Genomic DNA, 10,013 nt, shown 5'->3' on the forward strand with positions numbered 1-10,013 from the left:
CCAAAAGCTCATTTTCACCAATGCTGATGTTGGCCACGCTGAAGCGGTCATTGATCGACTTGGCGGCAAAGATGTATTTGACGGCATTTTTGGCATTGTGGAAGCGGATTTTGAGCCAAAACCTTTCCGTCGCCCATATGAAAAGTTCATGAGTGAACACAATGTGGACCCAAAAACTGCCGCCATGTTTGAAGATATGGAAAAAAATCTACTCACCGCCCATGAAATCGGTATGCGCACGGTACATGTTATTCCGGGCGACGAATTTGAGGACGACAGTTTAGAAGACTTTGAACTAGAGCGGAAAGACGACCACGAACACGTACATCATGTGACCAATGACATTGCGCAATTTTTGCAAGCATTCGGCCAGCGCTAAGTACTATATCGCTTTAAATAATCGCTAAGTTGTTGCCCATTTGTGGGCACAAATTTGCGGCGCAAGTCTGAGAGTTGGTCAATCCGATCAACCCTAAAATCGCGAAAGTCTTTGCGCACCGTGCACCAAGCGGTCAAAAGCCATTTTGGCCCGAAATTTGTGAGGGCCAATGGATAAACCTCCCGGCTTGTCTGTCCGCCATCCAATGCACGATAGCTAATCTTGAGCACTAGGTTTTCATCAATCGCCCTGCGCAGTCGACGCAGCGTTTTTGTGGGCATTTCAATGCCTTTTGGCGGCACAACCATGAGATGAGGCGCGTCAAGCTTTGCTTTGTGTCTTTCGGGCACCGCATCACGGATTTTCTCCAGTGCTTCTTTTGCGGCAGTTGACAAATCATCGTCTGCAATCAGGGCCAGTGTTTTGGCGCCTAAAGCGAGTGCTTCTAGCTGTTCAAAGGTGAAGCTGAGCGGTGGCAGATCAAACTCATCCCTTAGCATAAACCCAACACCAGGCTCTGAATCGATCGGTGCTCCTGATCCGATCAGATGTGCCATATCTCGATAAATCGAGCGCTTAGACACCTCAAGTTTTTGCGCAATTTGGCTCGCTGTCAGAGCGCCGTTGGCCGTTCGCAGAATTCTAATTATCCGAAACAGTCTCTCCGCGGGGCGCATCTTTTTAATCCCTAAATCATTGTGGCCACAAGGGTGGCAACAGGGTCATGTTATTCCTCTTTTATCAACAATGGAAGGATATGAATATGAGCACGATTTTTGAGTTGGTCAGCTTCAAGGTGAAGGATCTTGAAAAGGCAACAAAACTGCGCCGCGATGCAATGGAACACGCAAAAAACTTCAAAGGTTTTGTCAATTATCGCGCTTTGATCAACACAGATGATCAAAGTCATTTTTGCGATCTCGTGGAATGGGAAAGCCTAGATGACGCGCAAGCCGCAGCACAACAAGTGATGACGATCCCAGAATTTCAAGCAATGATGTCGGAAATTGAAACTGTGGAAAGTATGAAGCATTTCAGCGTCGATAAGTTCGTCGAATAGCAAGAGGCCCGGCTATAAAGCCGGGCCTTCATGCACATTGTGCAAGTTTACTCGACAACGCAATCGCAATTCTCGTCGGTGATCGTTGGAAGATTGTAGGCATCGCGAACAATGCACCAGGCTTCTTCTGCGGTATCAACAACCGAGAACAGATTGACATCGTCGGGGGAAATTGTGCCTTCTTCAGCCAATGCATCCAGATTGATCACGCGATTCCAAAAATGCGAGCCAAACAGCAGAACCGGAACACGTTCCATACGACCTGTTTGAATGAGCGTAAGCGTTTCAAAAAACTCATCCATGGTGCCAAAACCACCGGGGAAAACAGCAATCACTTTGGCGCGTAGTAAAAAGTGGATTTTCCGCGTTGCGAAATAGTGGAAATTGAAACTAAGGTCAGGGGTGACAAAAAGGTTTGGTGCTTGTTCATGCGGCAAAACAATGTTCAAGCCAATCGAAGGTGCGCCGACTTCGCTTGCCCCTTTATTACCCGCTTCCATTACACCAGGACCGCCGCCGGTGACCACAACATATTCCTTATGATCCATGGTTTCTGAGGTCAGAGATGCCAAACGCGCGAATTTGCGGGCTTCGTTGTAGTATTTGGAGTTCTTTTCCAAATTAGCTTTTTGGACATCGTTTTTTGCCGCCCAAGCTTCAGCACCGGGTGCTGGCAAACGCGCACCACCAAACAAAACCACGGTTGAATTAATGCCGCGCTCACGGAGCCATAATTCTGGCTTGAGGATTTCGAGCTGCAGACGGATAGCGCGCGTGTCTTCAGACGTCATGAATTCTTCGTCAGAAAACGCCAATTTGTACGCAGCAGATTCGGTCTGTGGCGTCCTGGGGACACGCCTTGTGACGCTGATATCTTCTTGCGAGGTGCGTAACGAGGTGTGACGGCGCTTAGACATATATATCTCCAAATTTCTATTACCAACTATTGTACTCACAATCGTATTAACGATCGGTGCTCGTTGGCGGATTGCACATTGTTCATTGTTTCGTGATTGGGCTGGTTGACACCCTTGGCAACACCGCTAATGTCGCCACAAATCATATTGATCAGATGGAGAGCTTAGAAATATGTCATTTGCCGACTTGGCCCAGACCATTGATGCAGCGTTCGATGATCGCGAAAATGTAAATTTGAACACGCAAGGCGCTGTGCGCGATGCTGTAAAGGAAGCGCTTGCGCTGATGGACGATGGCAAATTGCGCGTCGCCGAACAAGATGCAAATGGCGAATGGACCGTTAACCAATGGGCCAAAAAAGCTGTTTTATTGTCGTTCCGTCTAAATGATATGGAAGCCATTCCCGGCGGCCCAGGTGGGGCACACTGGTGGGACAAGGTGCCGTCTAAATTTGCGGGCTGGAGCGAAAACCGTTTTCGCGATGCAGGTTTTCGCGCCGTTCCGGGCTCAATTGTTCGCCACTCGGCGCATATTGCGCCTGGCGCTGTGTTGATGCCATCATTTGTGAACCTTGGTGCCTATGTGGGTGAAAACACAATGGTCGACACATGGGCCGCTGTTGGATCGTGCGCACAAATTGGCGCTAATGTGCACCTGTCAGGCGGTGTGGGCATTGGTGGCGTTTTAGAGCCATTGCAAGCCGATCCGGTGATCATTGAAGATGATTGCTTCATCGGGGCACGTTCAGAGATTGTTGAAGGCGTTCGTGTGGGCAAAGGTTCTGTGATTTCCATGGGTGTTTTCATTGGCCAATCGACAAAAATCGTCAACCGCCATACCGGGGAAATCCATATGGGCGAAGTGCCGCCATACTCTGTGGTTGTTTCTGGTTCAATGCCGGGCAAACCTTTGCCAGATGGCACACCGGGGCCAAGCCTTTATTGCGCGGTCATCGTAAAGCAAGTCGACGAAAAGACACGTTCAAAGACATCAATCAACGATTTGTTGCGAGACTAAATTATGGCCGTCGCCCTTGATTTATTGCGGGACTTGATCCGCTGCAATTCTGTGACCCCAGCAGATGATGGGGCACTGGATGTGCTTGTACGATTTTTGGAACCGCTTGGTTTTGAGTGCACCCGCATTCCTTTTGAAGGCGACGGCAGTTATCGCGTTGAGAACCTGTTTGCCACGCGCGGCACAAAGGGAGCACACCTTTTGTTTGCCGGTCACACCGATGTTGTGCCTGTGGGCGATGCTGATGCGTGGTCGCATGATCCTTTTTCCGCTGATGTGGACGACAATGGCGTGATGTGGGGTCGCGGCGCGGTGGATATGAAAAGCGGGGTTGCTGCTTTTTGTGCTGCCTTGCCCGCGTTTGTTGAAAGCGGGGAAGCGGAAAATTGCACCATCTCGCTGCTGATCACGGGCGACGAAGAAGCAGACGCGGTCAATGGCACAGTGAAAGCCCTAAAATGGGCAACTGAGCAAGGGCACACATTTGATTTTGGCCTTGTTGGTGAACCCTCTAGCGCGGACACTTTTGGTGACACAGTAAAAATTGGTCGACGAGGGTCACTTGGCTTCACGGTTACCGTTGAGGGCGAACAGGGTCATGTGGCTTATCCAGACAAGGCGCGCAATCCATTGCCAACATTGGCTGGTATTGCTCATCATTTGTCCTACGCTAAACTGGATGAGGGCAATGAGAACTTCCAACCGACTAATTTGGAAATCACATCCATAGATGTGGGAAACGTTGCCACCAATGTGATCCCTGCAAAGGGCTCGCTTAAGGGCAATATTCGTTTTAATGATATTTGGGATGCCGATAAACTAGGCTATTGGCTGTCCCAGCAAATCCTCAAAGTGCCTGCAAATGGATGCGATGTTGAACTCAACATCAAGCAACCCGTTTCGCGCTCATTCGTTTCGCACGGGTCTGAACATGTTGATTTGCTGGTCCAAAGTGTTGAAACTGTTGCGGGACAAGTGCCAAAGCGCTCCACCGGTGGCGGCACATCTGACGCGCGCTTTATCGCGGATTATTGCCCAGTTGCCGAATTTGGACTTGTGGGCAAGACCATGCATCAGGTGGATGAACGGGTGCAGACACAAATGGTGCTTGAACTTCAGTCCGTTTATGCCCATTTTCTAGCTAGCTTCGCCAAACAAAGGTAATTTTTGTGAATTCCAATAGCCTCATTGAAGAAATCATCGCCGCAGCCCGCGGATGTTGGGGCATATTGGCGGGAAACCGGGCGATGGCCAATCAACTTGATGGCAGTTGGTCCGGCGTGGCAACGTCTACGATTTCCGTTCTGGTGGCGCTTGGCGCGCAAGCCATGTTGCAGTTGCCCTTGCCTGCGGACGTGATTGCACCCATGCCGCTCTTGGTGCTATTTCACCTTCTGGCGATCAATATTGCTGGGTTTTACGGGGTCTATTTGTTTCTACGCACCAAGGGAAAGCCGTTTGATATCGCCAGTTACATCGCCGCACACAATTGGTCGAATTTCTTCTTTCTGATTATTGCATTGCTCTTGACGTTTGTTCTGCCCGGCTTGATCGGCAGTCTCATTATCACCATCGCAACAGCAGTATTTTATGTGCGTGCGGCTGCATTTCTGCTCGATATTCGCGGTCCTGATCTTGCATTGATGATCGGTGCGCAATTGCTTGCCATGCTTGGCTGTTTGGTGGTGTTGATGTTCCTTGGCGGGATTATTCCGGGCCTTGGCTTTCGTATTATTGGCTAGTGCCTAATAATCGACTTGCGTTAGGTATAGGCCGTGCGCAGGCGCAACTGGGCCACACGCTTTTCTATCGGCAGCATCCAGCGCTTTGCGAAAGTCAGTGGGCGACCATTTGCCTTCACCCACCATTTTGAGTGAGCCAACAAGCGAGCGCACTTGATTGTGCAAAAAGCTGAGCGCGGACACATTGATAAAGATTGTTTCGCCTTCGCGGGTAACATCTAACCGATCCAATGTACGTATCGGCGATTTGGCTTGGCATAGGCTGGCGCGAAAAGTCGTAAAATCATGTTTGCCCAAAACCAGCTGCGCAGCTTCGTGCATCTTCTTTTCATCTAAAGGGGGCAGCACTTTCCAAACACGCATGTGATCAAGCGCGGGGCGCACGCGCCGATTGAGAATTTGATATTCGTAATGGCGAGCTTTCGCTGAAAAACGCGCCTCAAAGCTATCATCAACTTTTTCCCATGCAACAACCACAATGGGTTTTGGCTTTAGGTGAAAGTTTATCGCTTCGGCAACTTTGAATGCATCGACGTCTTTTTCTAAATCAAGATGGATAACCTGACCCAGTGCATGCACACCCGCGTCGGTGCGACCAGCTGCCTGGGTGGCAATTCTTTGACCACAAAAGCGCTCGATCGCATCCTCAACATGATTTTGCACGGCGTTGCCTTCAAGCTGGCTTTGCCACCCCGTATAAGGTGTGCCGTCATATTCAATGGTGAGCTTATAGCGAGGCATTAGCTGAGCACTTTACCTTTGAGCGAACCAGTGCCGCGGATAAATGTTTGTGCATCCATCACACTCTTGCCCTCGCGTTGAACATGGGTCAGCGCAATGGCGCCCTCACCTGTGGCAATGGTCAACATATCATCGACAACTGTGCCGGCAGCGCCTTGGCCCTGTGCCAGTGATGATTTGATCACTTTGATGCGGGTGGGTTTGCCGTTTAATTCAATTTCAAACCATGCGCCGGGGAAAGGCGAAAGCCCACGCACCTTGTTGTGGATGTCTATAGCTGGTTGGCACCAATCGATCCGGGCTTCGGCCTTGTCGATTTTTTTGGCGTAGGTGACGCCCTCTGCAGCTTGGGGAACAAAATGCAGGCTATCCCGTTCAAGCGCAGGTAGCGCACGCCCCATCAAATCCGCACCACGGATCATCATTTGGTCGTGCAGTTCACCAGCAGTCATATTTTCGGAGATTGGGATTTCATCGATTAGACCCACATCGCCCGTATCAAGACCTTCGTCCATTTGCATGACCATCAGGCCCGTTTGGGTATCGCCGGCCATGATTGCACGCTGAATAGGCGCTGCACCGCGCCATCGGGGTAGCAAAGAGCCGTGCAAATTCAAACAGCCTTTTTCCGGTGCGTCCAAAATACGTTTAGGCAACAGCAAGCCATAGGCCACAACAACGGCTACGTCCGCATCCAGCGCTTCAAAGGCTGCAATATCGGCTTCATCTTTAAAGTTTAGCGGGGTGCGCACTTCAAGTCCGAAACCTTCAGCCAGTTCATGCACGGGCGATTTGCGTTCTTTCTTGCCCCGACCCGCCGGACGTGGTGGTTGCGAATAAACGGCAACCACATCATGCCCACGGCCAATAATTTCGCTAAGGGTTGGCACAGCAATTTCTGGTGTGCCCATAAAGATGACGCGCATAATTTATTCTGCCGCCCTTTTGGCCAATTTCTTGAATTTTTTCGTGACCCGCTCACGTTTGAGACGCGACAGGTAATCAATGAACAATTTGCCATCCAAATGGTCGACTTCGTGCTGAACAATCGTTGACAACAGCCCATCGCATGTACGTTCGTGGCTTTTACCTTCTTTGTCCAAAAACGTCACTTTGCACTGGTCTGGACGCTCTACATCCTCATAATACTCTGGGATGGAGAGGCAGCCTTCTTGATGAATGCGAAGCTCTTCTGACAACCAAATGATTTTTGGGTTGATCATAGCCAAGGGCGCTGGCTCTTCTTCTTCGCCTGCTGGGTCCATCACAATAACGCGGTGCATAACACCGATTTGTGGCGCAGCAAGGCCAACGCCGGGCGCATCATACATGGTGTCGAGCATGTCTTTGATGAGAATTTTGATCTCATCATTGATCTCAACAACTGGTGCAGCCACTTCGCGCAAGCAAGGGGAAGGAATATGAAGAATGGGCCGGATAGCCATATTTGAGATCGCCTTTGGTTCAATTTAACGTGTCGATAGGATGAAAGGGCTTTGCTGGTCAAGAAAAGCTTTCATTTTGCGCCTATCTACCTTGTCTATATGTAAGAGTTCTTAGCCGAATTTCCAGCACTGAAATGAGGCGGCAATCGGCGCGAATCAGATAGAATTGGGAAATGGAACAAACTCTCTTTTCCGCCTTTGGGCGCAATTTCTCTGGCACGGAAACGGTGTTGATCTTTTTGGTCGCTCTTTTGGTGCTGTCTGTTTTTGGCATTGTTGCGATTTCGCGCGCAAACCGCAAACGCCAAGACGATGCCATTGCTTTGGCGCAGCGCAATGCCGAAATGGAACGCCACATGGCGGACCTGATGCGCATACAATCGGAAATGACAGGGCGTATGGGCACCATGTCAGAGATTTTTGGTTCACGCACATCCGATTTGGCACGGCTTCTCACAGAGCGGATTGAAGGGGCGAGCCATCGCACCAACCAATCGGTCAATGAAACGCGGGTGAAAACCGAAGAAAGCCTTTCAAAGCTCAATGAACGTTTGGCTGTAATCGACCGAGCTCAAACCACCATCGCTGAGCTTTCAACCGAAGTTGTTTCGCTGCGCGATATTTTGGCCAACAAGCAAAGTCGTGGCGCATTTGGACAAGGGCGCATGGAAGCAATTGTTGCTGATGGTCTGCCGGCGGCAAGCTTTAACTTTCAAGCGACACTTTCAAACAACAACCGCCCTGATTGTTTGGTGACGCTGCCCAATGATGCGCCGAATTTGGTGATCGATGCAAAGTTTCCACTGGAGGCCTGGCAGCGCCTACACGCAGCAGAAACCCCAGAGCAAACCAAATTGGCAGTGGCCGCATTTCGAAATGACATGAATATCCACGTCAAAGCCATTTCAGACAAATATTTCATCCCCGGCGAAACACATGACACGGCCTTCTTGTTTGTGCCGTCAGAAGCAATTTTTGCGGACATTCACGAGCGGTTTGAAGACATTGTGCAAAAAGCGCTGCGCCAGCGTGTGGTGATTGTTTCGCCATCCCTTTTGATGCTTTCAATCCAAGTGGTGCAGGCATTGTTGCGCGACGTGAAAATGCGTGAACAGGCGCATATCATCCAACAAGAGGTTTCCAACTTGCTGAGCGATGTTGGGCGATTGTCTGACCGCGTTTTAAAATTGCAGACACATTTTCAGCAAGCCAACAAAGATGTTGAGCAAATTCTCATTTCTACTGGCAAAGTCACCAAGCGTAGCGAACGAATTGAACAGATGGAATTTGAGGACAGCGCGCCAGAAGCACTGCCCCCACAATAGTCAACTTTCTAAGTGGGTTTTGGTGGCTGCCAGAATTGCTTTGCCAATATTGCTTGCGCCAAACGTACGATAGAGCCACCCCAGAATACCGTTCGCTGATACATTGCTGATGATCAGCTTGTGCGTGACGCCATTGGTGGTCGACGAAAATATATTAGTGTGGCGGGATTGCGTCATCATCAGCGAGCCTGCTTGATAAGCCTCATCGAAATCGACGGTGAACTCACTTGGCGTTTTGTGCTGCGTGATGTTTGAGCGGATCATGATACCTTCATTTGTCTGTATTTTGACCCTCGTTGCTTCTGCCTCAAGCAAAACAGCACTCGAAATGCCGGGCATGAAACCAACAACAGATTGAAAATAGTGCCCGAGGTCTTTTGCCTTCTCCTCCACACCGTCCAATGTGGTGTTCACGGTTTCAGTAGCTTCAAACCAAGTTCCCATTAATTCACTTACCCAACATGTTTCTTTGAAGCTTAGCACATGCATCATGCCACAACGTCAAATTCGGTTCGTCAGCCCAGACAAATTCTTCTAATTTGGTTTTCTGTTTGGAGTTTTTATGACTTTTCTGTTGCCACTTGTTTTGTTCCTTATACCTCTGGCTTTTTCACCAGGCCCGGGCAATCTGTTCTTTGCAGCTTTGGCCGCACGATTTGGAACGAAAGCCACTGTGCCGGCGTTGGTTGGCTACCATGTGGCTACGCTTAGCGTAACGATGGCTGTGGGATTGGGGTTTGAATTGAGCACGGGCAACAATGTCGGCCTGACCAAATTCCTAGCTTCGCTTGGGGCCATATATGTTTTGTATTTGGCCTGGAAACTTGCCACTTCAGACATTTGTGACGCCCCACAGGTTGATCATGCGGCCAGTTTCATCGATGGGTTTTTGTTACTGCTATTCAACCCTAAAGCTTATGTGATCATTGCACTCTTGTTCACCCAGTTTCCGCCAAGCAAGCTCATTCCCGACCAGGCTATTTTCGCAAGTTTTGTGATTGCGACAGCATTCACAATCCACAATTTGGTGGCGTTTATCGTTTGGATTATCGCCAGCGACAAGGTCGGCGCGCGTTTTAGGTCGGGCCAAAACATGCGCATGATGAACTGGGTCTTTGGTAGTCTTTTGGGGGGTGTGGCCATTTGGTTGTTCGTGGCGAACTGGTTCTAAAAATCTGTGCGGGCAGCCAAAGCCTGCGTGAGTGTGCCCTCGTCCAAATAGTCAAGTTCGCCCCCAACAGGTACGCCATGGGCCAATCGGGTGATTTTGACATTTAGACCTTCAAGACGATCAGTCACATAGTGAGCGGTTGTTTGCCCGTCAACGGTAGCGTTGACGGCCAATACCACTTCTTTGACGTCGCCCTGTTCGACCCGGGCAACAAG

General features: G+C 49.8%; 14 protein-coding genes. 7 read left to right on the forward strand and 7 right to left on the reverse strand.

All coding sequences use genetic code 11. The features are described 5' to 3' along the window. The coding region (locus Q0231_RS05440; RefSeq protein ID WP_299346048.1) for an HAD hydrolase-like protein at window positions 1-379 on the forward strand (379 nt) is incomplete at its 5' end. Here the strand turns inward: Q0231_RS05440 and Q0231_RS05445 are convergent. Further along, window positions 376-1,056, reverse strand: coding sequence for a YafY family protein (locus Q0231_RS05445; RefSeq protein WP_299346051.1), 681 nt, complete (start codon window positions 1,054-1,056; stop codon window positions 376-378). The genes Q0231_RS05440 and Q0231_RS05445 overlap by 4 nt on opposite strands. 86 nt (window positions 1,057-1,142) lie before the next feature. On the opposite strand from Q0231_RS05445, the gene Q0231_RS05450 reads away from it, so the two are divergent. Further along, window positions 1,143-1,439, forward strand: a complete 297-nt coding sequence (locus tag Q0231_RS05450) for a hypothetical protein (protein ID WP_299346054.1) — start codon at window positions 1,143-1,145, stop codon at window positions 1,437-1,439. 47 nt (window positions 1,440-1,486) lie between these two features. On the opposite strand, the gene Q0231_RS05455 is transcribed toward Q0231_RS05450, so the two are convergent. Further along, window positions 1,487-2,356 (reverse strand): LOG family protein, encoded by an 870-nt coding sequence (locus Q0231_RS05455; RefSeq protein WP_269392864.1) that lies wholly within the window; start codon window positions 2,354-2,356, stop codon window positions 1,487-1,489. Window positions 2,357-2,528: 172 nt separating this feature from the next. On the opposite strand from Q0231_RS05455, the gene dapD reads away from it, so the two are divergent. From dapD to Q0231_RS05470, 3 genes are read left to right on the forward strand one after another with little or no spacing between them, the layout of a single operon-like run. Then, window positions 2,529-3,374 (forward strand): 2,3,4,5-tetrahydropyridine-2,6-dicarboxylate N-succinyltransferase, encoded by an 846-nt coding sequence (gene dapD, locus Q0231_RS05460; protein ID WP_299346057.1) that lies wholly within the window; start codon window positions 2,529-2,531, stop codon window positions 3,372-3,374. A 3-nt stretch (window positions 3,375-3,377) separates the two neighbouring features. Continuing rightward, complete coding sequence (gene dapE, locus Q0231_RS05465) at window positions 3,378-4,538, forward strand: succinyl-diaminopimelate desuccinylase (RefSeq protein WP_299346060.1); 1,161 nt, start codon at window positions 3,378-3,380, stop codon at window positions 4,536-4,538. A gap of 5 nt (window positions 4,539-4,543) precedes the next feature. Beyond that, entirely contained in the window at window positions 4,544-5,116 is a 573-nt protein-coding gene (locus Q0231_RS05470; RefSeq protein ID WP_269392868.1) for a hypothetical protein, read from the forward strand. A 3-nt stretch (window positions 5,117-5,119) separates the two neighbouring features. Here the strand turns inward: Q0231_RS05470 and truA are convergent, their stop codons facing one another. From truA to def, 3 genes are read right to left on the reverse strand one after another with little or no spacing between them, the layout of a single operon-like run. Then, window positions 5,120-5,857 (reverse strand): tRNA pseudouridine(38-40) synthase TruA, encoded by a 738-nt coding sequence (truA, locus tag Q0231_RS05475; protein ID WP_269392869.1) that lies wholly within the window; start codon window positions 5,855-5,857, stop codon window positions 5,120-5,122. Then, entirely contained in the window at window positions 5,857-6,783 is a 927-nt protein-coding gene (fmt, locus tag Q0231_RS05480; protein WP_269392870.1) for a methionyl-tRNA formyltransferase, read from the reverse strand. The genes truA and fmt overlap by 1 nt, the downstream gene beginning before the upstream one ends. Before the next feature lie 3 nt (window positions 6,784-6,786). Then, on the reverse strand, window positions 6,787-7,302 hold the full coding sequence (gene def, locus Q0231_RS05485; protein ID WP_299346068.1) for a peptide deformylase: 516 nt from the start codon (window positions 7,300-7,302) through the stop codon (window positions 6,787-6,789). Window positions 7,303-7,475: 173 nt separating this feature from the next. On the opposite strand from def, the gene Q0231_RS05490 reads away from it, so the two are divergent. Then, a complete protein-coding gene (locus tag Q0231_RS05490) occupies window positions 7,476-8,627 on the forward strand; it encodes a DNA recombination protein RmuC (RefSeq protein ID WP_299346071.1) in 1,152 nt (383 codons plus the stop codon). Here Q0231_RS05490 and Q0231_RS05495 read toward each other — a convergent pair whose 3' ends face one another. Then, on the reverse strand, window positions 8,628-9,071 hold the full coding sequence (locus tag Q0231_RS05495) for a hypothetical protein (protein WP_299346074.1): 444 nt from the start codon (window positions 9,069-9,071) through the stop codon (window positions 8,628-8,630). Between the two features lie 118 nt (window positions 9,072-9,189). Between Q0231_RS05495 and Q0231_RS05500 the strand changes: the two genes are divergently transcribed. Next, window positions 9,190-9,798 (forward strand): LysE family translocator, encoded by a 609-nt coding sequence (locus Q0231_RS05500; protein ID WP_269392874.1) that lies wholly within the window; start codon window positions 9,190-9,192, stop codon window positions 9,796-9,798. Here the strand turns inward: Q0231_RS05500 and Q0231_RS05505 are convergent. Then, on the reverse strand, window positions 9,795-10,013 hold a 219-nt coding region (locus tag Q0231_RS05505), incomplete at its 5' end, for a toprim domain-containing protein (RefSeq protein WP_299346079.1). The two genes, Q0231_RS05500 and Q0231_RS05505, sit on opposite strands and share 4 nt — an antisense overlap.

The sequence above is a fragment of the uncultured Maritalea sp. genome (assembly GCF_937139385.1).
Taxonomy (GTDB): domain Bacteria; phylum Pseudomonadota; class Alphaproteobacteria; order Rhizobiales; family Devosiaceae; genus Maritalea; species Maritalea porphyrae_A.

Bases quoted from the DNA above. Each gene is read 5' to 3' on its own strand.
- Q0231_RS05445 (WP_299346051.1), bottom strand. From the start codon at position 1,056: ATGCGCCCCGCGGAGAGACTGTTTCGGATAATTAGAATTCTGCGAACG.
- def (WP_299346068.1), bottom strand. From the start codon at position 7,302: ATGGCTATCCGGCCCATTCTTCATATTCCTTCCCCTTGCTTGCGCGAA.
- Q0231_RS05490 (WP_299346071.1), top strand. From the start codon at position 7,476: ATGGAACAAACTCTCTTTTCCGCCTTTGGGCGCAATTTCTCTGGCACG.
- Q0231_RS05495 (WP_299346074.1), bottom strand. From the start codon at position 9,071: ATGGGAACTTGGTTTGAAGCTACTGAAACCGTGAACACCACATTGGAC.
- Q0231_RS05500 (WP_269392874.1), top strand. From the start codon at position 9,190: ATGACTTTTCTGTTGCCACTTGTTTTGTTCCTTATACCTCTGGCTTTT.
- Q0231_RS05450 (WP_299346054.1), top strand. From the start codon at position 1,143: ATGAGCACGATTTTTGAGTTGGTCAGCTTCAAGGTGAAGGATCTTGAA.
- fmt (WP_269392870.1), bottom strand. From the start codon at position 6,783: ATGCGCGTCATCTTTATGGGCACACCAGAAATTGCTGTGCCAACCCTT.
- dapE (WP_299346060.1), top strand. From the start codon at position 3,378: ATGGCCGTCGCCCTTGATTTATTGCGGGACTTGATCCGCTGCAATTCT.
- Q0231_RS05455 (WP_269392864.1), bottom strand. From the start codon at position 2,356: ATGTCTAAGCGCCGTCACACCTCGTTACGCACCTCGCAAGAAGATATC.
- truA (WP_269392869.1), bottom strand. From the start codon at position 5,857: ATGCCTCGCTATAAGCTCACCATTGAATATGACGGCACACCTTATACG.
- dapD (WP_299346057.1), top strand. From the start codon at position 2,529: ATGTCATTTGCCGACTTGGCCCAGACCATTGATGCAGCGTTCGATGAT.